The organism is Ruminococcus callidus ATCC 27760 (assembly GCF_000468015.1).
Taxonomy (GTDB): domain Bacteria; phylum Bacillota; class Clostridia; order Oscillospirales; family Ruminococcaceae; genus Ruminococcus_C; species Ruminococcus_C callidus.
This window is the reverse complement of the sequence record NZ_KI260426.1, coordinates 9,942-33,190: the sequence shown is the minus strand read 5'-3', so window position 1 is coordinate 33,190 and position 23,249 is coordinate 9,942. Positions and strand designations below refer to the sequence as shown.

The following is a 23,249-nucleotide window of genomic DNA, read 5'->3' as shown; positions in this document are numbered from 1 at the left end:
CTGTCGCACAATCTTTGTGCGGTATTGCCTTTATGCTCCCAGGATCTTCTTGGTCATGCCGCCCAGGATCTCGATGCCCTTGACGATCTGTTCATCAGACGGCGTGGAGAAGTTCAGGCGGAACGACGTGGTCGGGGCGGTTTCGTCCACCAGAAAGGCGTTTCCGGGGACAACGGCAATGGAGTACTCCTGCACTGCCTTGGTGCAGAACGCCGGCATGTCGCAGTCGTCCGGCAGGGTGCACCACAGGAACAGACCGCCCTGCGGCATTTCCCACTGTACCTTGCTGGAGAAGTGACGGCGAATGCCGTCTGCCATGAGGTTGCACTTCCGGCGGTATACCGCACGCAGTTTTTTCAGATAGGTGTCCATGTCCGTCCGTTCCAGAAATTCCGCACACACTGCCTGTGCCCAGATGTTGGTGTGCACATCGGCAACCTGCTTGCAGACGGTGATCTTGGCGATGATCTCCTTGGGGGCACTGACATAGCCCACACGCAGTCCCGGAGCCAGAATCTTGGAGAAGGTGCCGGAGTAGATCACGCGATGTTCGGTGTCCATGCTCTTAATGGAGGGCACGTCGTTGCCGGCGAAGCGGAGGTCACCGTAGGGGTTGTCCTCCAGAATGATGAAGTCGTACTTGCATGCCAGCTCGTACAGCCCCTTTCGCTTTTCCAGCGACATCACTCTGCCGGTGGGGTTCTGGAAATTGGGAATGACATAGACCAGCTTCGGGCTCTTGCTTGCCTTGACGGCTTCTTCCATTGCTGCCAAGTCCATGCCGTCCTGTTCCATGGGAATGCCCACCAGATCGACACCGTAGGAACGGAATGCGTTCAGGGAGCCGATAAAGCTGGGGGCTTCGCAGAACAGGGTGTCACCGCGGTTCAGCAGCACTTTGCAGGAAAGCTCATTTGCCTGCTGGGCACCGGAGGTGGTGATGAGGTCGTCTGCATCTGCATCGAAGCACTGCTGTGCAGCCATACGCTGTTTCAGCAGATCGCGGAGTTTCGGGTATCCCTCCGTGATGTTATACTGCAACGCCAGAATCGGGTCTTTTTCGAATAGTTCTGCGGAGATTTTCCGAATGGTGTCTACCGGAAACGCCTCCGGAGCAGGATTGCCGGCGGCAAACGAGATCACATCGGGCATGCTGGTGAATTTCAGAATTTCACGAATCGCAGAGGGCTGCAATGCGTCAACATTTTCTGCAAATTTGTATTGCATGGGTACATTCTTCCTTTCGGGCAGCGTTGCGGTCAGATACAGTATCCGCCTGCTGCACAGGATTTTGGAGCCACAGCAGGCTCCTGTTGGACAATGCCGCTTCTGACGGCATTACCTCTCTATTATAACACATATTTTCGTTTTCGGCAACATAAATTTTTCTATCCGGTGCAAAAAATTCGGAAACGCTGGATAATGAGTTTCGATAGAATCCCTCCACCAGCTTCGCTGGTCCCCCTCCTTTTTCAAGGGAGGCTGATTTCTATAGTTTTAGCCATTACATCATACTAGTCGGCACTGCACAACGCGTTTCCATTCTCAGGACAGGAGAAAAAGCTATGTTTCGAAAACAATCGTTCTGGAAAGGCTCTGCCCTGCTGCTGGCATCTGCCATGACTGCCAAGCTGCTGGGGGCATGCTTCAAAATTCCGCTGACCAATGTGCTGGGCGGCACCGGCATGGGGTATTTCAGCACTGCCTACGGGCTGCTGCTGCCGGTGTATGCTCTGTCTGTCACCGGACTGTCTGCCGCCGTGGCACAGACGGTTTCCCGTGCGGCGGCTCTGGAACACTGGTCGGAAGTCCGCCGGATCCACCATGCGGCACGGCTTGCCTGCGGGGCACTGGGGCTGCTGCTCAGCCTGTGCATGTTTCTGCTGGCGGAGCCGTTTGCCACGCAGATCGCCGCCCAGCCCCATGCCCTGTTCTCTCTGCTTGCCATTGCACCGGCGGCACTGTTCGGCTGCCTGACTGCCGTGGAACGGGGCTACTGGGAAGGCTTGCAGAACATGACCCCCACGGCGTTGTCGCAGGCACTGGAAGCGGTGGCGAAGCTGGGCTTCGGACTGGCACTGTGCATGTGGGTGCTCCGGAATCCGGAGGTCGTCTGCCGCTGGGTGCCGCCGGAGGTGCCGCTTTCGGCACTGGCTGCCGCGGGAGCCGTGCTGGGTGTCACGCTATCTACAGTGCTGGGGTGGGTGTACTTCCTGTTGCATGGTCTGCGGCGGGATACCCGACTGCCCCGCGATGACCGTCCGGCGGCACCTGTTTCCCAGATTTTCCGGCGGCTGCTCTACGTAATGATTCCGGTGGCACTGGGCTCGCTGGTGACGAACCTGACCTCTCTGCTGGATCTGGTGACCATGATGCGTTGCCTTGGACGGGTGCAGATGTTCCACGGGGCAGAACTGGCGGAGAGATTCGGGGCATTTGCCGCCCAGCCGGATTTTCCGGCATTTGTCTACGGCTCTTTCACCGGCATGGCGATCACTGTGTTCAATCTGGTGCCCTCTGTCACCAACATGCTGGGGAAAAGTGCTCTGCCCTGTGCGGCGGCACTGTGGGCGAAGCAGGACTGCCTTGGCACAGCGGCACATGTTCGCTCTGTCACCGGAGCCGCGGCGGCGATGGCGTTTCCGGCGGCAGGCGGGCTGTGGGTGCTGGCGGAGCCGGTGATGCATCTGCTCTACGCCGGCAGACCGGAAGAAGCTGCCATTGCCGCAGAAGCCCTCCGGACACTGCTCCCCGGCATGGTCTGCCTGTGCCTGACATTTCCCTTGTGCAGTGTGTTACAGGGCATCGGCAGGGCGGGGATCCCTGTGCTGTGCATGCTGGCAGGGGTGGCGGTGAAGCTGGCGGGGAATCTGCTGCTGCTGTCCCGTCCGGCGTTCTGCATCACCGGTGCCGGTATTGCCACATCAGCGTGTTATCTGGTGCTGCTGCTGCTGATTCTGTGGCAGCTGCACCGCTGTCTGGGAGTACGGCTGCACTTGCTGCGGGGACTGTTCCCGCCGGCGGCAGCGGCGGCGTGCTGTACCGGTGCGGCGTGGTTCTGCCATACCTACGCCCAGCCGCTGGGCATGCTGCTCTCGGCGGCAGCGGCTTCCGGTGTGGGCTGTCTGGTGTATCTGGCGGTGTGGGGACTGCTGATGCGTTGCCGGAAACGAAAGGCTCTTATATAATAGTAGGGCAGCGTGGTGAAGCGGCAACTGGCTCTGAAACGGGGAATGCGGGGACACAACACCATGGAAATTAATTTTAAAAAATATGTTGATTTAAATTGTGCCAAATTATGAAGTTTGACAAGTGAGGCTCCCCTGAAAGGGGAGCTGGCAGTGCGTAGCACTGACTGAGGGGTTTCCACTTATGCCGAAAACGCCATAAAAGGATTTTACGAAAAAACCTCTCCACCGCCTAACGGCGGTCCCCCTCCCCTTTCAGGGGAGGCTATCATGAAAATTGATTTCCGTGACACAGTACGCCGTGTTTCCGCAAGACAAGCCTGCATTTTGTAAAAATTCTGTAAAAGCGTTGACAACGCAAACTGAATGTGATAAAATAGAAAAGCATGCGGCAGACTTGTCTGCTGCGGCAAATTCATTTTTTTGCAAAGGAGGAAAATTATGCCTACTTTTAATCAGTTGGTTCGGAAGGGAAGAAAGGTACAGCAGTACAAGTCTACCGCACCGGCACTGCAGAAGGGCTATAATGCCAAGAAGAAGATTACTACCGATCAGAGTTCTCCGCAGAAGAGAGGCGTGTGCACCGCAGTTCGTACTGCTACACCGAAGAAGCCGAACTCCGCTATGAGAAAGATTGCCAGAGTAAAGCTGACAAACGGTTATGAGGTAACTTCTTACATTCCGGGTATCGGTCACAACCTGCAGGAGCACAGCGTGGTTCTGATCCGCGGCGGCCGTGTAAAGGACCTGCCTGGTGTACGTTACCACATCATCCGCGGTACTCTGGACGCACAGGGCGTTGCAAACAGAATGCAGGCTCGTTCCAAGTACGGTGCGAAAAGACCGAAGGCTGGCAAGAAGTAAGATCTTTTTTCGATCTGCAACTTACCGACAAAAATCAGGGGCAGCGTGAAAACTGCTCCGGCGTAACAGGAAAACTGAGATCACCACGGGAACTGTGGAGATTTGAATATAGATTGGCACCAGTTCGGGTGCCGGCGTATTCCTCTCCATTGGCCCTACGGTCGGCGGAAATTCCGCCCGATTGAGTACCTGTGAATTCATGAATTATTGTGAAGGAGGGAAGCGAAAATGCCAAGAAGAGGTAAAATCGCAAAACGTGACGTGCTGGAGGATCCGATTTACAACTCCAAGCTCGTAACCCGTCTTATCAACAATGTAATGGTAGACGGCAAGAAGGGTGTTGCCCAGAAGATTGTTTACGGTGCATTTGATATTGTCGCTGAAAAGACCGGCAAGGACGCACTGGAAATGTTCCAGGAGGCTATGGACAACGTAATGCCTGTTCTGGAAGTTAAGGCTCGCCGTATGGGCGGTGCCACATATCAGGTTCCGATGGAAGTTCGTCCGGAACGCCGTCAGACTCTGGGACTGCGTTGGATCACCAAGTATTCCAGACTGCGGAACGAAAAGACCATGAAGGAGCGTCTGGCAGGAGAGATTCTCGATGCACTGAACAACACCGGCGGTGCCTGCAAGAAGCGTGACGATACACACAAGATGGCAGAAGCAAACAAGGCGTTTGCACACTACCGCTGGTAAGCACTTTGTGCTGCTGTATAAGGAGGATCATCTATGGCTAGAGATTGTTCCCTGGAAAAAACCAGAAATATCGGTATCATGGCTCACATCGATGCCGGTAAAACAACAACAACAGAACGTATCCTGTTCTACACCGGTATCAACCATAAGATCGGTGAAACCCACGAGGGTGCCGCAACTATGGACTGGATGGAACAGGAACAGGAACGTGGTATCACAATCACTTCCGCTGCAACAACTGCTCACTGGGCTGGTCACAGAATCAACATCATCGACACTCCGGGACACGTGGACTTCACTGTAGAAGTTGAGCGTTCTCTGCGTGTACTGGACGGTTCTGTTACCGTACTGTGTGCAAAGGGCGGTGTAGAACCGCAGACTGAAACTGTATGGCGTCAGGCTGATAAGTATCAGGTTCCGCGTATGGTTTATGTCAACAAAATGGACATCATGGGTGCTGACTTCTACAACGTTATCAACATGATGAAGGATCGCCTGAAGTGTAATGCTGTTCCGATCCAGCTGCCGATCGGTGCCGAGGACGAGTTCAAGGGCATCGTTGACCTGGTTGAGATGAAGGCTTATGTTTACTATGACGATCTGGGCAAGGACATCCGCGTAGAAGAAATTCCGGATGACCTGAAGGAAAAGGCTGAAGAATATCATCAGGAACTGATGGAACACGTTGCAGAGCAGGACGACGCTCTGATGGAAAAGTTCTTTAACGAAGAAGAAATTACCATCGACGAGATCAAGGCATGCATCCGTAAGTCCACCATCGCAAACAAGATGGTTCCGGTTACCTGCGGTACTTCTTATCGTAACAAGGGCGTACAGAAGCTGCTGGACGCTATCGTAGATTACATGCCGTCCCCGCTGGACGTACCGTCCATCAAGGGCGTAGATCCGGAAACCGGCGAGGAAGTGTTCCGTCATTCTTCCGACAGTGAACCGTTCGCTGCTCTGGCATTCAAGATCGCAACTGACCCGTTCGTTGGTAAGCTGTGCTTCTTCCGTGTCTATTCCGGTACTGTCAATGCTGGTGCAACTGTCCTGAACGCTACCAAGGATAACAAGGAGCGTATGGGACGTATCGTACAGATGCACTCTAACCACAGAAAGGATATCGAAACTGTATATGCAGGCGATATTGCTGCCGTTGTTGGTCTGAAGAACACCACCACCGGTGATACTCTGTGCGACGAAAAGGCTCCGGTTATTCTGGAATCCATGGAATTCCCGGAACCGGTTATCCAGCTGGCAATCGAGCCGAAGACCAAGGCTGGTCAGGACAAGATGGGTATCGCTCTGGCAAAGCTGGCAGAAGAAGACCCGACCTTCCGTACCTGGACAGACGAGGAAACTGGTCAGACCATTATCGCCGGCATGGGCGAACTGCATCTGGACATTATCGTAGACCGTCTGCTTCGCGAATTCAAGGTAGAAGCAAACGTTGGTGCTCCGCAGGTATCCTATAAGGAAACCATTAAGGGTACTGCCGACGTGGACTACAAGTACAAGAAGCAGTCCGGTGGTTCCGGTCAGTACGGTCACGTTAAGATCCGTGTGGCTCCGAACGAATCCGGTAAGGGCTATGAGTTCATCAACAAGGTTGTCGGCGGTGCAATTCCGAAGGAATACATTCCGGCTGTTGACGCTGGTATCCGCGGTGCAATGCAGGCTGGTATTCTGGCTGGCTATGAAGTTGTAGACGTAAAGGTTGAACTGTACGATGGATCTTATCACGAAGTCGACTCCTCTGAAATGGCATTTAAGATCGCCGGCTCTATCGCTTTCAAGGAAGCAATGAAGCAGGCACAGCCGATTCTGATGGAACCGATCATGAAGGTTTCCGTTACTGTTCCGGACGATTACACTGGTACCGTTATCGGCGACCTGAGCTCTCGTCGTGGACAGATCCAGGGTCAGGAAGCTCGTCCGGGCTCTGTACAGGTAGACGCTCTGGTGCCGCTGTCTGAAATGTTCGGCTACACCAGCGACCTGCGTTCCAACACACAGGGCCGTGGTCAGTATGCTATGGAACCCCACAGCTATCAGGAAGTTCCGAAGAATATCGCTGAAAAGATCATGACAGACCGCAAGAAGTAATCTTTTTTGAAAAATTCTCTGTTTTTTTCAAAAAAGACTTGCAATTTGCTTTGAAATCTGGTACAATATGTGTAACACTTCTCGTAAGTGCATTACGCTGAATTAAAATTCATTATTGAGGAGGATTATTCCAATGGCAAAGGCTAAATTTGAAAGAACCAAACCGCATGTAAACATTGGTACCATTGGTCACGTTGACCACGGTAAGACCACTCTGACTGCTGCTATCACAAAGACTCTGGCTCTGAAGGGTCAGGCTCAGTACGAAGCTTACGATATGATCGATAAGGCTCCGGAAGAAAGAGAACGTGGTATCACAATCAACACCGCTCACGTTGAGTATGAAACTGACAAGCGTCACTACGCTCACGTTGACTGCCCGGGACATGCTGACTATGTTAAGAACATGATCACTGGTGCAGCTCAGATGGACGGTGCAATTCTGGTAGTTGCTGCTTCTGACGGCCCGATGGCTCAGACCAAGGAGCACATCCTGCTGGCTCGTCAGGTAGGCGTACCGGCAATCGTTGTATTCCTGAACAAGGCTGACCAGGTTGACGATCCGGAACTGCTGGAACTGGTTGAAATGGACGTTCGTGAAACTCTGAACGAGTACGACTTCCCGGGCGATGACACTCCGATCATCGTTGGTTCTGCTCTGGCTGCTCTGGAAGCTCCGGACGATCTGAGCGATCCGGCTTACAAGCCGATCATCGAACTGATGGACGCTGTTGACGAGTACATTCCGACTCCGGAACGTGACGATGCAAAGCCGTTCCTGATGCCGATCGAAGATACTATGACCATTTCTGGCCGTGGTACCGTTGTTACCGGTCGTGTAGAACGCGGAAAGCTGAACGTTAACGAACCGGTTGAAATCGTTGGTCTGTCTGAAGAAAAGCTGAACACCGTTGTTACCGGTCTGGAAATGTTCCGTAAGTCTCTGGACTTCGCAGAAGCTGGCGATAACGTTGGTGCACTGCTGCGTGGTATCACCCGTGACCAGGTTGAACGTGGTCAGGTACTGTGCAAGCCGGGTTCTATCCACCCGCACACCAAGTTCAAGGGTCAGGTTTACGTTCTGAAGAAGGAAGAAGGCGGCCGTCACACACCGTTCTTCAACAACTACAGACCGCAGTTCTATTTCAGAACTACTGACGTAACCGGTATCATCACTCTGCCGGCAGACGTTGAAATGTGCACACCTGGCGATAACGTTGAAATGGACGTTGAGCTGATTCAGCCGATCGCTATCGAAGAAGGTCTGCGTTTCGCTATCCGTGAGGGTGGCAGAACCGTAGGTTCTGGTGTCGTTACAGCAATTAACGAATAATTGAATCGCATTTTTGCGGTTTCTCTGAAAGAGGACGGGCTTCGGCTCGTCCTTTTTTGTTTGTGCAAGGTGTATAAAAAAAGCACATTTTTTCTGGCATATTTTTTTCGTTTTCTGCCGCTGTCGCCTTGCAATTTCGGGTTAGATACGGTATAATAATAACTAGCGGTGAAAAGTGGGGAAGATTCCCTGAAAGTGGAACGTTTTTCACGGAAAACCGCAGCTTCTTGCAGAAAGGCGGCGGCGTTTGTGGCTTCCCTCATGGGTACATATTATCATAATATTGACGCAAAGGGACGCATGAACTTCCCCACGAAACTGCGGGAGATTCTGGGCACAACATTTTATGTGACAAAGGGGCTGGATCAGCCCTGTCTGACGGTCTGCTCCGCTGCGGAGTGGGAACGCCTTGCCGCAAAAGTGGCTGCCATTCCGGAATCCAAGGGCGGACAGCTTCGGCGGTGGCTCTTTTCGGGAGCTGGTGTTCTGACACCGGATAAGCAGGGGCGTGTGCTGATTCCGCAGGATCTGCGGCAGTTCGCCGGACTGGAAAAAGATGTTGTGGTCATTGGTGCCAATACCAAGGCAGAGATCTGGGATCGGGCTCGGTGGGAAGCACTGAACGCCGCATGGGATCCCAGAGAAATGCTGCAAACGTTAGAAGAAATCGGATTTTAGGAGAAGCTTATGGATTTTGTACATATTCCCGTGCTGCTGCATGAGGTGCTGGAGGAACTGGCAATTCGTCCGGACGGCATTTATGTGGACGGAACCGTAGGCGGAGCCGGACATTCCACGGAAATTGCAAAGCGTCTGACGGCAGGCGGAAAACTGATCGGTTTTGACCGCGACCCTGATGCTGTGGAAGTTGCAACGCAGCGGCTGGCACCTTATCCGGCAACGGTGGTGCACCACAATTATGATGAAATGGCAGAGGTGCTGACGGAGATGGGCGAGGTGCCGGTGGACGGCGTGCTGCTGGATTTGGGAGTTTCTTCCCACCAGCTGGACGAGGAGTCCCGCGGTTTTTCCTATCATCACGATGCACCCCTGGATATGCGTATGAGCCAGACCGGCATGACGGCGGAAGATCTGGTCAATACGGCTTCGGAGGAGGAACTTTCCCGTATTCTCTATACCTACGGGGAGGAATCTTTTGCCCGCAGCATTGCCCGCAATATCGTCCGTGCCAGAGCCGAACAGCCCATTCATACCACGCTGGAACTGGCAGAGCTTATCAAAAGCGGCGTGCCGCAAAAGGTGCGTCGCATGAAAAATCCCTGTAAAAAGTCGTTTCAGGCGATCCGCATTGCGGTAAACGGGGAGTTCGAACATCTGGAAAACGGGCTGAAAGCGGCATTTTCCGTGCTGAAGCCGGGCGGCAGACTGGCGGTTATCACGTTCCATTCGCTGGAAGACCGCATGGTCAAGCGGCAGTTTGCCCAGTGGTGTCAGGGCTGTATCTGCCCGCCGGATTTTCCCCAGTGTGTCTGCGGCAGAACGCCGGAGGCGAAGCTGGTTTCCCGAAAGCCCATTGCACCCAGTGCGGAAGAAGTGGAACAGAACAGCCGCAGCCGTAGTGCAAAACTGCGGATTCTGGAAAGGAGTCGCTGATTCATGGCAGGAAACGCAAAAAAACAACCGGAAAAACCTGCGGAAACTGACAGCAAAAAGAGTACTTCCACCAGATTTTTGATGTTCCGGTTCAGCCCCGAAAAGCGGGGTGCTGCCATTAAGGTGTTTATCGCCGGCGTGCTGGCACTGTTGATGTTCAGTCAGGTCATCAGCAGCTATATGCAGCTGAACGAAGTCTATTCGTCCATCTCCGATGCCAACTCGGAACTGAGCAACCTCCGCAGCGAAAACGTGCGGATGCAGACGGAACTGGAGGGCAAGGCTTCCATTCGCAACATCAAGGATTACGCGGAAAATCATCTGGGGCTCCAGAAACTGGATCAGTCCCAGATTCAATATATTGAGATTCAGAAAGAGGATACCGTAGAGATCGATGGGGAGGAGCAGAATATTTTCGTTCGGCTCAAACACAAGTGTGAGGATATTTTAGCATATCTCCGCGGCTGACCGCCATACAATGAGATAGGCGGCAGACAGCGGCTTTTGCGGAATCACGATCCCCATTTTGTATGAGGGAAACACGCTTTATACAGCGTTGCCCTTAGATTTGATTTTGCGGCAAGGCAGACTTGCTGCCGCAGAATGGGAAATTCCCGTCTTGGCAGGCGGTGGAAACAGGCGGGGTAATGGTAATGATTCCCTGCCTGATTCTATTTATAATGGTATGTCATCGGCGGCGAATGCCTGCCGGCAGAAGTTCATCGGGGTATCAGAAAACGGAGGTGTGCTGCACGTGGAGATGATCCATAAAAAGCGGAAAGAAAAAAAGGAAAAGAAAACAGAAGCAAAGCCTCGTTCTGCATCTGCGGTGATGCGTCGCCGGTCGGCGGTCTGCATGACCATTCTGGTGGTCTGCGGTGCGGCAGTTGCCGGAAAGCTGCTGAAAGTTTCGGTGGTGGATAACCAGAAGTACGAAACGCTGGCGAACAACTACCATTTCGGTACCATGACCCTGCGGGCGAACCGCGGTGCCATTTATGATGCCAACGGCACGGCACTGGCGTGGAGTGCAACGGTGTACAACGTGTACATCGACCCCAAACAATATCAGGACGAAATGGACGCAATCGAAAAGGCAAACGCCAAAAAGGAAGAAACTGCGGCGAAGAATAACGAAGAAGCGGCAAATCTGGTGGACGTGGATCAACTGAAGCAGTCCATCACCACATTTCTGGTGGAAACGCTGGGCATCGATCGGGCTGAGCTGGAGGAATCCTATACCAAAAGCGGTCGCTACTACGTGCTGAAAACCCAAGTGGAAAAAGATGTGGCGGACGAGATCACCACATATTTCGATAAACTGAAGCTGTCCTTTATCGGCGAGGAGGCGACCACACGGCGGTACTATCCCCAGAATGAACTGGCAGCCGCAGTCATCGGCTTCACCAACGGCGACGGCGACGGACAGTATGGTCTGGAATACCAGTACAACGACTACCTCTCCGGCGTGGACGGCAGAATCATTTCGGCACAGAGTGCCAACGGCGAGGAAATGCCCTACCGGTATTCCACCACCTATGATGCGGAGGACGGTGCGTCCCTGTATCTGACACTGGACTCCACCTTGCAGTACTATCTGGAAAAGAGCATGTCGGAAATGGTGGAGAAGTTCGAGGTCAACGACCGTGCCACCGGCATCATCATGAACCCGAAAACCGGTGCGATCTACGCCATGGCGACCTGCCCGTCCTTCGACCTGAACAATCCCTCGGAGATCTACGATCCCGTTGTGGCGGCACAGCTGAAAGAACTGCCGGAATCGGAGTATCAGGACGCGTATCTGGAAGCCAGAGAAAAACAGTGGCGGAACAAGTCGATCAGTGAGATCAACCCGCCGGGTTCTACCATTAAAATTGTGACTTCGGCATCGGCGTTTGAGGAAAACCTGATCGATCTGAACAGCGACACGTTCTTCTGCTCCGGCTATTTGCAGGTACAGGACGCGAAAATCGGCTGCTCGCTGCGTTCCGGTCACGGCTCGCAGACGTTCACACAGGCACTGACCAATTCCTGCAACCCTGCCTTTATGGAAATTGGTCTGCGGCTGGGCGTGCAGAAGTTCAGCTATTACTTGCAGGGCTTCGGTCTGACGGAAAAGACCGGCATCGATCTGCCGGGCGAGGTTTCCAGCGTGGTCGTGCCTGAGGATAAAATGACACAGGTCGATCTGGCTTCCGGTGCATACGGACAGACCAACGAAACCACGGCATTGGAACTGATTACCGCGTACTCTGCGGCGATCAACGGCGGCTATGTGGTTGAACCGTATGTGGTAGACCATGTAATAGACAGCAGCGGCAATACCGTGCTGCAAAATGCCAGAACGGTGAAGCGGCAGATCGTTTCGGAAGAAACCTCTCAGACCATGCGGGAACAGCTGGAGGCAGTCGTTTCCTCCAATCCCTCTCACAATGCTTATATTCAGGGCTATCGCATCGGCGGTAAGTCCGGTACAGCGGAAATTCGTGCCACCAGAGACATCGAAGATGACTATGTGGCATCGTACTGCTGCTTTGCACCGGCGGAAGATCCGGAACTCATTATGCTGATTCAGGCGGACTATCCGAATCCGGAAATCGGCTACTACGGTTCCAAGGTCGTAACGCCCTATGCACAGGAGATCATGGAAGAAATTCTTCCGTACATGGGCTTCTATCCGGAGTATACTGACGAGGAAGCCAAGGAAATGAACGTCAGTGTTCCGCTGCTGCAAGATGCAACGCTGGATACGGCGAAATCCACACTGGAACAGCTGGGGCTGACATATGAAGTTGTCGGCAGCGGTTCCTCTGTGGTTTCCCAGTCCCCGACGACCGGCACCAGCGTAGTCAAGGGCGGTAAGGTGCTGCTGTATACCGAGCAGAATGCAACGCCGGATCTGGTTTCCGTACCGAATCTGGTGGGCATGACGGCTTCACAGGCGAATGAAACCATGGCATACTATGGCTTGAACTACGCTCTGGTGGGAGCTTCTGCCAGCAGCGAGGGTGCACTGGTCAAGAGCCAGTCTGTACCGGAAGGCACCCAGATCCAGCGTGGTTCGTCAGTGACTTTGACACTGTCCGCCGGTGAGGCAACGGACTGATCCTATAGAGGTAATTTGAGGCAATACTGCACAGAAAGGATGAGAGAAATGCAATTGTATACGCTTTTGGAAGACAATGCGAAAACCAGTCTGGAGAATCTGGAGATCACCGGACTGACGGACGATTCCAGAAAGGTGCAGTCCGGCATGGTGTTCGCCTGCATTCGGGGTGAACGCTTTGACGGACACACTGCCGCAGCGGAGGCTCTGGAAAAGGGAGCCGCGGCGGTTCTGGTAGATCATGATCTGGGACTGGGCGACCGGCAGATCCTCACCGAGGACACCCGTGCCCTGTACGGAAAACTCTGTGCCGCATGGTTCGGGCATCCGGAACGGAAAATGCGTTTCATTGGTGTCACCGGTACCAACGGCAAGACCACGATCACCAATCTCATCAAGCATATTCTCACGGAAAACGGCAGAAAAGTGGGGCTGATCGGTACCATTCAGAACGAGATCGGGGACGAGATCGTCCACACCGACAACACCACGCCGTTTGTCTACGACCTGATGGCTCTGTATGCAAAAATGGCAGAGGCTGGCTGTGATGATGTGGTCATGGAGGTTTCTTCTTTCGGGCTGGTGCAGCAGCGGATCGGCGAAACCCATTTCGCGGCGGCGGTGTTTACCAACCTGACGCAGGATCACCTGGACTATCATGGCACCATGGAAAATTATTATCAGGCAAAGAAACTGCTGTTCAGCCGGTGCGATACGGCAGTGATCGATACAGACGATGACTACGGCAAGCGGCTGTACAGCGAAGTGACCTGCCCGAAAATCGCCTACGGCAGCAGCAATCAGGCAGATTTCTACGCCGATGCCATTAAGCTGCGGGCAGACGGCACCAGCTTCTGGCTGTGCTGCGGCGGAAAGTCTTATCCGGTAGACCTGCACCTGACCGGCATGTTCAACGTGTCCAATGCACTGGCAGCGGTGGCTGCATGCTGTGCCGTGGGCATGTCGGTGGACGATGTCCGCAAGGCTCTGGAAACCTGCACCGGTGTGCGGGGCCGCTGCGAAGTGATCCCCACCGGACGGGACTTCACCGTGATTTGCGACTATGCCCACACGCCGGACGCTGTGGAAAATATTCTCCGCAGTGTCAAGGAATACACCAAAGGCAGACTGATCTGTCTGTTCGGCTGCGGCGGCAACCGCGATGCCACAAAGCGTCCGAAAATGGCAAAGGCTGCGGCGAAGTATGCTGATTTTCTGGTGGTCACTTCCGACAACCCCAGAGATGAGGAGCCGGAGGCGATCATTGCCGACATTCTCGCCGGACTCACTGACAGCGATGTGCCCTATGAAGTCGTAACAGACCGAAAGGAAGCCATTCTGCGGAGCATGCAGCTGGCACAGCCGGAAGATGTCATTGTGCTTGCCGGAAAAGGCCATGAGGATTATCAGGTGCTGAAAGGCGGCGTACATATTCATATGGACGAACGGGAAATCGTGCGGGAATGCCTGCCGCTGGTACCGAAGCGATAAATAGGACTGGGGGATATATTGTACATGAAACCTTGGAAATTGTCAGAGTTGGAAGCGGTGCTGCACTGTGCTGTGCCGGTAGAAGCAGAGATCACCTGTGTCAGCACAGACACCCGTGACCTGCCGGCAGGCTGTCTGTTCGTGGCACTGCGTGGGGAAAAATTTGACGGCCACGCTTTTGTGGAACAGGCGATCGCGGCGGGAGCCGTGGCAGCCGTCACAGATCGGCAGGTGGGGGACTGTCCCTGTCTGGTGGTGAAAGACACCGGTCGGGCACTGCAGCAGATCGCACGGTTCTATCGGGAGAAATTTCACCCGATTCTGGTGGGCATCACCGGCAGCGTGGGAAAGACGACCACCAAGGAAATGATCGCCTGCGTACTGGAATCCCAGTTCTGCACCCTGAAAACACAGGGCAATCTGAACAACGAGATCGGACAGCCGAAAACACTGCTGGGGCTGGAGGACTGTCATCAGGCGGCAGTCATTGAAATGGGCATGTCCCACTTCGGCGAGATCAGCCGCATGGCACGGACAGCTGAACCCAGCATTGGTGTCATTACCAACATCGGCTATTCCCACATCGAAAACCTCAAGACACAGGAGGGGATCCGGCAGGCAAAGCTGGAGATCCAGGACGGCATGGCGGCAGATGCTCCGCTGGTGGTCAACGGCGATGATCCGCTGCTGGCACCGCTGAAGCGGGAACTCTCCCGTCCGGTCATCACCTACGGCATGCACAGCGAAAAGGCGGATGTCCGTGCGGCAGACGTGGAGCGAAAGGCACAGTCCACCAGCTTTTCCATTCTGGCACAGGACGGCAGCACCTATCCGGTGGAACTGCCCTGTGCCGGCGACCACAACGTAATGAATGCCCTTGCGGCGTTCTGCGTGGGACGGCTGGCAGGCATTGCACCGGAACAGATCTGCAAGGCTCTGGAGCAGTATCACACCGTAGGACTGCGGCAGAATATTTACCGGCGGGGTGCATATACCATTATTGCAGACTGTTATAATGCCAGCCCTGATTCCATGAAAGCGGCTCTGACCGTGCTGCGGGATCTGCCGTGCAAGGGCAGACGAATCGCCGTGCTGGGGGATATGCTGGAACTGGGCGAAATGTCCCGCCAGCTGCACACACTGGTAGGCGATATGGCAGCAGAAAGTGAAGTGGACGCTCTGTTCTGCTATGGGAAAGAATCTTTTTATCTGGCACAGCGTGCCGCAATGCAGGAAGTTGCCGTGTATCACACCGAGGACAAACGGGAACTCTGCCGCGTGATCCGGCAGTATCTCCGTCCCAATGATGTGATCTTGTTCAAGGCAAGCCGCGGCATGCACCTGGAGGATTGTATCGATGTGATTTTTGAGCAGGAGGAGGACGCAGATCATGCCGTTCTGGATTAACATATTGGTGGGACTGCTGGCGTTTGTCGTGGCAGCCCTCGGAGGAAAAGCACTATTGCCGTGGCTGCACAAGCTGAAATTCGGGCAGCCCATTAAGGTGGACTTCGGTCCCAGCTGGCACGCCAACAAGCAGGGTACGCCTACGATGGGCGGACTGCTGTTCATTTTCGGCAGCATCATTGCCACCGCGGTGGGCTATGCCCTGTACCGTTTTTTCGGCACCACCGATTTCGTTTCCACATTCAGTAATCGGGAGGCACTGCGGCTGTTGAGCTGCATGATCTTCTGTCTGCTGTTCGGCGTGATCGGTTTTATCGACGACTTCGCAAAGGTTGCCAAGAAGCAGAACGAGGGGCTGAAGCCTATGCAGAAGATCGTACTGCAAGTAGTGGCAGCAGTGCTGTGGCTGGCGGCAATGTACTGGCTGGGCGATCGGGACACCCACATTGATCTGGGCTTTGTCCGGTTCAACATCTCGTGGTTCTACTATCCGCTGATGGTGCTGGTAATTCTGTACCTGACCAATGCGGTGAACCTGACTGACGGCGTGGACGGTCTGTGCGGCACGGTGACACTGGTGGCAATGCTGATCTTTACCCTGATTTGCAGCAAGCTGCAAATGGGCTGCTACACCCTGTTTACCATGGCACTGGCAGGCGGCTGTCTGGGCTTTCTGGTGTGGAACCTGCACCCGGCGAAGTGCTTCATGGGGGACACCGGCTCGATGTATCTGGGTGCCTCTGTGGCAGCTATCGGACTGGCAAGCCACCAGCACCTGAGCATGATTCTGGTGGCTCTGGTGTACATTCTGGAAGCACTGTCCGTTATGATCCAGGTGACTTATTTCAAGTATACCAAGAAGAAGTACGGCGAAGGCCGCCGCATCTTCAAGATGACACCGATCCACCACCACTTTGAGATGAGCGGATTCAGTGAGTATAAAATTGTGATCACATTTTCGCTGTTCGGTGCAGTTACCGGACTGTGCGGACTGCTGCTGGTACTGCTGTAAGGCAGAAGGAGGTTCTATATGGCGGAAAAAGAAACTGCCGGAAAAAAACGCAGACTGGGGGATATGCAGCTTTTCTGGAGGCGTGGGGTACAGTACGGGGAAGTCGATCTGCCGTTTTTCCTCATTGTCATTGCACTGCTGGTCATGGGCATTGTCATGATGTTCTCCGCCAGCTATGCGTGGGCAATTGCCGAGGGAAAAGAGGGTTCTTACTATGCCGTCAGCCAGATGAAAAATGCCGGACTGGGTCTGGTGCTGATGCTGTTTTTGTGCATGGTGGACTATCATTTCTTTCAGAAAAAACTGATCGCGATCGGTGCTTATGTGCTGCCGCTGATCCTGCTGGTCATGGTGTTTATTCCGGGAATCGGCGTTACTGACGGCGGTGCGACCCGCTGGATCGCCATTGGCAGTTTCAACTTTCAGCCTTCGGAAACCATGAAGATCGGCATGGTGATCTTCTACTCCTATGTCATCACCAAGAACTATGACAATATGCGGTATTTCCTGCGGGGCATGCTGCCGATGCTGCTGGCACTGCTGGTACCTGCGGCACTGCTCATCAAGGAACCGCACATCTCTGCAACGGCTCTGATCGTCATGACTTGTATCATTCTGATTTTTGTAGGCGGTGTCAATCTCAAGCAGTTTCTGCTGATCGGCATTATCGGTGCGGCGGGTGCCCTGCTGGTGGTTTCGATCATGTCCCGCAACTACGACTACATTCAGAAGCGTATCCAGTCATGGGTAGATCCGTTTGCAGACAGTCAGGGCAATACATGGCAGACCTGTCAGTCCCTGATCGCCATCGGCTCCGGCGGACTGTTCGGTCTGGGACTGGGGGAATCCCGCCAGAAGTATCTGTACCTGCCGGAAACCAAAAACGACTTTGTATTCTCTATCGTCTGCGAGGAACTGGGGCTGGTGGGAGCACTCACAGTGGTGCTGCTGTTTACCCTGCTGGTCATTCGCGGATTCTATATTGCTATGCGTGCCAAGGATAAGTTCGGCATGTTAATGGCAATTGGTCTGACATCTCATATCGGACTACAGGCATTTTTCAACATTGCGGTTGTCAGCAACCTGATTCCCAATACGGGCATCAGTCTGCCCTTTTTCAGCTACGGCGGTACGGCGTTGATTCTACAGCTGGCGGAAATGGGCATTGTCCTGAACATCTCCCGTGTACGGTATCAGTCGCCCCAGCGGGCACCGGCGGCGGAGAGAGCACCACAGGCAGAAGTACAACTGCAGGGAGGTAACGTGTGAAAGTATTATTAGCAGGAGGCGGCACTGGCGGTCATATCAATCCAGCACTTGCCATTGCCTCGATCATCAAAAAACATGACCCGTCCGCAGAGTTCCTGTTTGTGGGAACGCCCAACGGCATGGAGGCACGTCTGGTGCCGGCGGCGGGGTATCCGATGGAAACCATGCATGTGGCAGGCTTTCAGCGGAAGCTGACGCTGAAAAATATTCGCCGGAACTGTAAGGCGGTGTACTATCTGGCAACTTCGCAGCACCGTGCCAAGCAGATCCTGAAGCAGTTCCAGCCGGACATTGCCATTGGCACCGGCGGCTATGTGGCAGGGCCGATCCTCCACGCCGCAGCCCGCATGGGGATTCCCTGTGCCATTCACGAGCAGAACGCATTCCCCGGTGTCACCAACAAGATGCTGGCAAAGGAAGTAGACCACGTGATGCTGACTGTGGAAAAGGCGTTGGAATTCTTCCACCTGAACTGTCCGTATACCGTCACCGGTCTGCCGGTGCGTGGCGGCATTTCCGGCATGGACAGAGCCGCAGCACGGAAGCAGCTGGGCTTTGATGACGGCATGTGCATTCTCTCGTTCGGCGGCAGTCTGGGAGCAGGCTGCATCAACGAAGCGATGGCAAAGGTGATTCCGTGGCACGTGCAGAAGGGGCTGTCGATCAACCACATTCACGGCTACGGCGGCATGGGAAAGGAAACCTTCCCCAAGGCAATGGCTGCGGCAGGCATTCCGCTGAAAGGCGACCGTCTGCGAATCACGGAATACATCAATGACATGGACGTTTGTCTGGCGGCGGCAGATCTGGTCATCTGCCGTTCCGGTGCGTCCACGCTGGCGGAACTGGAGGCTGCCGGACGGGGTTCCATTCTGATCCCGTCCCCCATCGTCACCGGCAATCACCAGCTGCACAACGCCAACGTGCTGGGCGATGCCGGTGCGGCTGTGGTCATTGAACAGAAAGACGCTTCGCCGGAACGCATCATTGCAGAAGTGGAACAGCTCTATGCCGATCGGGAACGCCTGACGGAAATGGGGCACAAGGCGAAGTCGCTGGAAATTGCAGACACGGACAACCGTATCTGGAACGTGGTCGCCCAGCTGTATCAGAAAGCAAAATCCAAATAAGACCGCGGGAAATACTGTAGAAAGCCCACCTGCCTGCACATTTCACCAATTCTGTCGAAACTGCATACACTGAAAATAAAAAGAGGTGATGCAGTTTGCAAAAACTGGTGATTGAGGGCGGCAAACCGCTGGAGGGAGAAATTTTTCTCCATGGGGCAAAAAACAGTGCCCTGCCCATTCTGGCGGGAACGCTGCTCTGTGACGGCGAAACGGTTCTGGAAAATTGTCCCCGCCTGACAGATGTGTTTGCGGCATGCCGGATCCTGACACACCTGGGCTGCCGGTGTACCGTGCAGGAACATACCGTGACAGTACAGGTGCGGGACTTGTGTGCGGATACGATCCCCGAAGTGCTGATGCAGGAGATGCGGTCTTCGATCATTTTTCTGGGGGCTGTGCTGGGACGCTCCGGCAGCTGTCATCTTTCCTATCCCGGCGGCTGTGAGTTGGGTCCCCGTCCCATTGATATGCACTTAGATGCTCTGCGGCAAATGGGTGCACATTTTTCTGTACATGGGGGACAGCTGGACTGCACCGCACCGGAGGGACTGCACGGAGCAGGCATACACCTGCCGTTCCCCTCGGTGGGAGCTACGGAAAATGTCATGCTGGCGGCGGTGCTGGCAGAGGGCAGAACGGTGCTGCACAATGCGGCAAGAGAACCGGAGATCTGCGATCTGGCGGCATTTCTGCGGGGCTGCGGGGCAGACATCTCCGGCGACGGCGAAAGCACCATTGTGATCTCCGGTGTCCGGAAGCTGCGGGGCAGCCGTCACACGATCATGCCCGACCGCATTGCCGGCGTGACCTATCTGGGGGCGGCGGCAATTACCGGCGGGACGCTGTGCCTGCGTGGTGTCAGCACCCAGCCCATGGAGAATATGCTCCCTGTGCTGGAACAGACCGGCTGTCGGGTATTTCCGGAGCCGGATCGGCTGCACCTGCTGGCACCGCGGCGGCTGCGGGCGGTGCCGTTTCTCCGTACCATGCCTCACCCCGGTTTTCCCACCGATGCACAGGCGATCTTCATGGCAATGCTGAGTCTGGCGGACGGTGTCAGCGTGCTGGAAGAAAACATCTTCGAGAACCGCTATCGTCATGTGGACGCTCTCGTGAAAATGGGGGCGAAAATTCGCGTGTCCGGCAGAATTGCCGTAGTCACCGGTGTGCGTTCTCTTAGCGGTGCTTCCGTTGCCGCCACCGATCTGCGGGGCGGAGCCGCCATGGTGCTGGCGGGGCTGGGAGCACAGGGGAAAACAGAGGTGCGGCAGATCGCACACATTGACCGCGGATATGAGGCAATCGAGCAGGCATTGCAGGGCGTTGGGGCAAAAATTTCCCGCGTGGAAACTGCCCCTGTATCGGAATCCGCCGGCAGAACAGACACCAAAACGTGTCGGATAGGGAAACACTGAATAAAGCTTTGCACGCAATCTGCTTGCAGATTGCGTGCAAAGCCGTCAGGCGGGCTTTATGCAGTGTTTCCATAGAAAAGAAGTGAGGAGCAGAAGTCATGCAGGACGTGGAAAAAACAGAGATCCAGAGCCAGACCAGTTCGAAACGCCGCCGCCGCCGGAATCGGTTCCGACCGCTGTACGGGCTGCTGGTGGCAATTCTGGTGATTGGTGTGGGTGTGTCGCTGTCGATGACAGTGTTCTTTAATATTGAGCAGATCGTCGTTGCCGGAGATGCCGACCAGCCGTATCAAAAAAACGACGTGGTAAAGGCTTCCGGTGTACATACCGGTGACAATATGATGCGGCTGAACCGCGAAACGGTCAAGGAAAACATTCTGAGCCGGCTGATCTTTGTGGACAGCGTTTCGATCCAGAAGGACTTCCCCGACCGGCTGGTCATCACCATTGAACCCAGCAAGGCGGCGTTTAATGTGACGGATTCCAGCGGTACGCTGCAAGTCAGTGCCGCCGGAAAAATTCTGGTCAGCGGTCCGGACAGTGATCCGTCCCTGCCGACGATCACCGGCTTCGAAGCTTCCGTGCGGGAGCCGGGGAAAACGCTGACATCGCGGGACAGCCAGAAGGACAAGATCTTTCAGTCCCTGTCCGAACGGATCGCCAAGGGGCTGGATTGTCCGGTGACTTCCATCGACCTCGCAGATAAATACAACATCAACCTGATCTTTGACGGCAGAGTGTCCTTTCAGTTGGGAAACTGGAGCGATATGGACTATAAGATCACGCTGGCGGAAACTGTGCTGGGGCAGCTGTCCCCCGACAAGGTGGGCTATCTCTCTATGGTGGGCGACCACCAGTGTTCTTATCGGGACAAGGAGGCGGTGGAACAGCAGACCACGGCACCGCTGCAAACCACTGCAACGGACGAATACGGAAATCCTGTGACGGAAACCGACGAATACGGCAATCTCGTTACCACAGAAACCCAGACAGAAACCACAACAACAGCGGCAGGCTGGCAGTAACGAAAATGTTCTTGCAGAATCTGTATGAAATTGTGAAATTCAGGCGGATTTTCCCTTAAAATCTTGTGGGAAAGGGAAAAACCCGATTTATTTCAAAAAAAAGCTTGCAATGCTTTCGGAAATGTGTTAAAATAATAAGTGTATTTCTAAAGAAGGTATCCGTATGTGCGGAAGACGGACGATGCGGAAAATATACAGCGTACCACAGAAGTTCTTGTAGGAGGAAATGTTGAGATGACTGATTTTATCTATGAAGATGCGTTTGATCCCGATGTAAATATCAAGGTGATCGGTGTCGGCGGCGGCGGCGGCAACGCCCTGAACTGCATGGCATCTTCTGATGTGCATGACATCGAGTATATTGCAGTCAATACTGACGCAAAAGCATTGAATAATTCCAAGGCAACCACCAAGATCCAGATCGGTTCGAAACTCACCAGAGGCCGCGGTGCCGGCAACAAGCCGGAAGTCGGACAGAAAAGTGCAGAGGAAAACAAAGACGAGATCGAAGCAGCTCTGAAAGGTGCTGACATGGTATTCATCACTGCCGGCATGGGCGGCGGTACCGGTACCGGTGCGGCTCCGGTCGTTGCACGTCTGGCACAGGAAGCCGGCATTCTGACTGTCGCAGTTGTCACAAAGCCGTTTGCGTTTGAACGGGAACAGAAGATGTTACAGGCAGAAAGAGGTATCGCAGAACTGCGGAAGTATGTGGATTCCCTGATCGTGATCCCGAACGAAAAGCTGCTGGAAGGTTTGGACAAGCCCCTGACCATGCGGGAATCCTTCGCACTGGCAGATGACGTGCTGAAGACTGGTGTCAAGAGCATTTCCGATCTGATCGTAGAAGAAGGCTACATCAATCTGGACTTCGCAGACGTTTCCACCATTATGAAGGGTGCCGGCTATGCCCACATGGCAATCGGTCACGGCTCCGGCAAGGACAAGGCAAAGGAAGCTGCCAACGCTGTTATCGCAAGTCCGCTGCTGGAAACTTCGATTGCCGGTGCAAAGCGTCTGTTGATCAACATCGCAATGAGCGAGGACATTATGTCTACCGACGTAGATGTTGCCACCAAGATGATTACCGACAAGGCAGCAGAAGATGTGGAATTCATTTTCGGTACGGCATTCAAGGAAGACATGCAGGACGAAATGGTGATTACTGTAATTGCGGCTGGTTTCGATATGGTAGATCCGGACGCTCCGGAAGAGGAAGAAGCACCGGAGGAAGAAGCTGCTCCGGCAGAAGAACCGATTCCGGTAGATAACCCGCTGGTAGATGACGTTAAAGTCAGCGGCAGCACACCGAATCCGGCACCGGCACAGCCGGCAGCTGCTCCGAAGCAGGAAGCACCGCAGCAGCAGTCCAAGCCGGTAGATGACGACCTGATGGCAATCTTCAACATTCTGGATCGCCGCTAAGCACAACTGGATACGATTTACAAAATCCCCGCTGTGGAAAAGCAGCGGGGATTTTTTGGCTTTGTCAAAAACGCCCCGAAAAGCAGTGACCTTTCGGGGCGTTGATTGTAAGGGCAATACCGCACAAGGATTGTGCGACAGATGCGTCGTCAAATTTTTCGT

At 54.3% G+C, this 23,249-nt stretch carries 18 protein-coding genes; 17 read left to right on the top strand and 1 reads right to left on the bottom strand.

The window, feature by feature from the left end:
- Positions 1–30 precede the first annotated feature (30 nt).
- Entirely contained in the window at positions 31–1,227 is a 1,197-nt protein-coding gene (locus RUMCAL_RS09585; protein ID WP_021682590.1) for an aminotransferase-like domain-containing protein, read from the bottom strand.
- A gap of 338 nt (positions 1,228–1,565) precedes the next feature.
- On the opposite strand from RUMCAL_RS09585, the gene RUMCAL_RS09580 reads away from it, so the two are divergent.
- From RUMCAL_RS09580 to ftsZ, 17 genes are all read left to right on the top strand, one after another.
- Positions 1,566–3,188, top strand: coding sequence for an oligosaccharide flippase family protein (locus RUMCAL_RS09580; RefSeq protein WP_021682588.1), 1,623 nt, complete (start codon positions 1,566–1,568; stop codon positions 3,186–3,188).
- 441 nt (positions 3,189–3,629) lie between these two features.
- Positions 3,630–4,052: a 30S ribosomal protein S12 gene (rpsL, locus tag RUMCAL_RS09575; RefSeq protein ID WP_021682586.1), complete on the top strand. Its 423-nt coding sequence runs from the start codon at positions 3,630–3,632 to the stop codon at positions 4,050–4,052.
- A gap of 228 nt (positions 4,053–4,280) precedes the next feature.
- The gene (gene rpsG, locus RUMCAL_RS09570) at positions 4,281–4,751 is read left to right on the top strand and encodes a 30S ribosomal protein S7 (protein WP_021682585.1); all 471 of its coding nucleotides are present in this window, start codon (positions 4,281–4,283) and stop codon (positions 4,749–4,751) included.
- 33 nt (positions 4,752–4,784) lie between these two features.
- Positions 4,785–6,860, top strand: a complete 2,076-nt coding sequence (gene fusA, locus RUMCAL_RS09565) for an elongation factor G (protein WP_021682584.1) — start codon at positions 4,785–4,787, stop codon at positions 6,858–6,860.
- Positions 6,861–6,993: 133 nt separating this feature from the next.
- Entirely contained in the window at positions 6,994–8,193 is a 1,200-nt protein-coding gene (gene tuf, locus RUMCAL_RS09560; protein WP_021682583.1) for an elongation factor Tu, read from the top strand.
- Positions 8,194–8,388: 195 nt separating this feature from the next.
- The gene (mraZ, locus tag RUMCAL_RS09555) at positions 8,389–8,871 is read left to right on the top strand and encodes a division/cell wall cluster transcriptional repressor MraZ (RefSeq protein ID WP_242823505.1); all 483 of its coding nucleotides are present in this window, start codon (positions 8,389–8,391) and stop codon (positions 8,869–8,871) included.
- Between the two features lie 9 nt (positions 8,872–8,880).
- A complete protein-coding gene (gene rsmH / locus RUMCAL_RS09550) occupies positions 8,881–9,807 on the top strand; it encodes a 16S rRNA (cytosine(1402)-N(4))-methyltransferase RsmH (RefSeq protein WP_021682581.1) in 927 nt (308 codons plus the stop codon).
- Between the two features lie 3 nt (positions 9,808–9,810).
- On the top strand, positions 9,811–10,275 hold the full coding sequence (locus tag RUMCAL_RS09545; protein WP_021682580.1) for a hypothetical protein: 465 nt from the start codon (positions 9,811–9,813) through the stop codon (positions 10,273–10,275).
- Positions 10,276–10,426: 151 nt separating this feature from the next.
- Positions 10,427–12,913, top strand: coding sequence for a penicillin-binding transpeptidase domain-containing protein (locus RUMCAL_RS09540; RefSeq protein ID WP_084194399.1), 2,487 nt, complete (start codon positions 10,427–10,429; stop codon positions 12,911–12,913).
- Between the two features lie 48 nt (positions 12,914–12,961).
- Entirely contained in the window at positions 12,962–14,404 is a 1,443-nt protein-coding gene (locus RUMCAL_RS09535) for a UDP-N-acetylmuramoyl-L-alanyl-D-glutamate--2,6-diaminopimelate ligase (protein WP_040647780.1), read from the top strand.
- A gap of 24 nt (positions 14,405–14,428) precedes the next feature.
- Entirely contained in the window at positions 14,429–15,811 is a 1,383-nt protein-coding gene (locus RUMCAL_RS09530) for a UDP-N-acetylmuramoyl-tripeptide--D-alanyl-D-alanine ligase (RefSeq protein WP_021682577.1), read from the top strand.
- Positions 15,795–16,823, top strand: a complete 1,029-nt coding sequence (gene mraY, locus RUMCAL_RS09525; RefSeq protein WP_021682576.1) for a phospho-N-acetylmuramoyl-pentapeptide-transferase — start codon at positions 15,795–15,797, stop codon at positions 16,821–16,823. The genes RUMCAL_RS09530 and mraY overlap by 17 nt, the downstream gene beginning before the upstream one ends.
- A gap of 18 nt (positions 16,824–16,841) precedes the next feature.
- Entirely contained in the window at positions 16,842–18,092 is a 1,251-nt protein-coding gene (gene ftsW, locus RUMCAL_RS09520) for a putative lipid II flippase FtsW (RefSeq protein WP_021682575.1), read from the top strand.
- On the top strand, positions 18,089–19,222 hold the full coding sequence (gene murG / locus RUMCAL_RS09515; RefSeq protein ID WP_021682574.1) for an undecaprenyldiphospho-muramoylpentapeptide beta-N-acetylglucosaminyltransferase: 1,134 nt from the start codon (positions 18,089–18,091) through the stop codon (positions 19,220–19,222). The genes ftsW and murG overlap by 4 nt, the downstream gene beginning before the upstream one ends.
- Positions 19,223–19,317: 95 nt before the next feature.
- A complete protein-coding gene (gene murA / locus RUMCAL_RS09510; RefSeq protein ID WP_021682573.1) occupies positions 19,318–20,637 on the top strand; it encodes a UDP-N-acetylglucosamine 1-carboxyvinyltransferase in 1,320 nt (439 codons plus the stop codon).
- A 98-nt stretch (positions 20,638–20,735) separates the two neighbouring features.
- A complete protein-coding gene (locus tag RUMCAL_RS09505; protein ID WP_021682572.1) occupies positions 20,736–21,662 on the top strand; it encodes a cell division protein FtsQ/DivIB in 927 nt (308 codons plus the stop codon).
- A gap of 234 nt (positions 21,663–21,896) precedes the next feature.
- Positions 21,897–23,087: a cell division protein FtsZ gene (gene ftsZ, locus RUMCAL_RS09500; protein WP_040647795.1), complete on the top strand. Its 1,191-nt coding sequence runs from the start codon at positions 21,897–21,899 to the stop codon at positions 23,085–23,087.
- Positions 23,088–23,249: the final 162 nt, after the last annotated feature.

Bases quoted from the DNA above. Each gene is read 5' to 3' on its own strand.
- RUMCAL_RS09535 (WP_040647780.1), top strand. From the start codon at position 12,962: ATGCAATTGTATACGCTTTTGGAAGACAATGCGAAAACCAGTCTGGAG.
- ftsZ (WP_040647795.1), top strand. From the start codon at position 21,897: ATGACTGATTTTATCTATGAAGATGCGTTTGATCCCGATGTAAATATC.
- mraY (WP_021682576.1), top strand. From the start codon at position 15,795: ATGCCGTTCTGGATTAACATATTGGTGGGACTGCTGGCGTTTGTCGTG.
- RUMCAL_RS09530 (WP_021682577.1), top strand. From the start codon at position 14,429: ATGAAACCTTGGAAATTGTCAGAGTTGGAAGCGGTGCTGCACTGTGCT.
- rsmH (WP_021682581.1), top strand. From the start codon at position 8,881: ATGGATTTTGTACATATTCCCGTGCTGCTGCATGAGGTGCTGGAGGAA.
- RUMCAL_RS09505 (WP_021682572.1), top strand. From the start codon at position 20,736: ATGCAGGACGTGGAAAAAACAGAGATCCAGAGCCAGACCAGTTCGAAA.
- ftsW (WP_021682575.1), top strand. From the start codon at position 16,842: ATGGCGGAAAAAGAAACTGCCGGAAAAAAACGCAGACTGGGGGATATG.
- tuf (WP_021682583.1), top strand. From the start codon at position 6,994: ATGGCAAAGGCTAAATTTGAAAGAACCAAACCGCATGTAAACATTGGT.
- rpsG (WP_021682585.1), top strand. From the start codon at position 4,281: ATGCCAAGAAGAGGTAAAATCGCAAAACGTGACGTGCTGGAGGATCCG.
- rpsL (WP_021682586.1), top strand. From the start codon at position 3,630: ATGCCTACTTTTAATCAGTTGGTTCGGAAGGGAAGAAAGGTACAGCAG.
- fusA (WP_021682584.1), top strand. From the start codon at position 4,785: ATGGCTAGAGATTGTTCCCTGGAAAAAACCAGAAATATCGGTATCATG.
- RUMCAL_RS09545 (WP_021682580.1), top strand. From the start codon at position 9,811: ATGGCAGGAAACGCAAAAAAACAACCGGAAAAACCTGCGGAAACTGAC.
- RUMCAL_RS09580 (WP_021682588.1), top strand. From the start codon at position 1,566: ATGTTTCGAAAACAATCGTTCTGGAAAGGCTCTGCCCTGCTGCTGGCA.
- RUMCAL_RS09585 (WP_021682590.1), bottom strand. From the start codon at position 1,227: ATGCAATACAAATTTGCAGAAAATGTTGACGCATTGCAGCCCTCTGCG.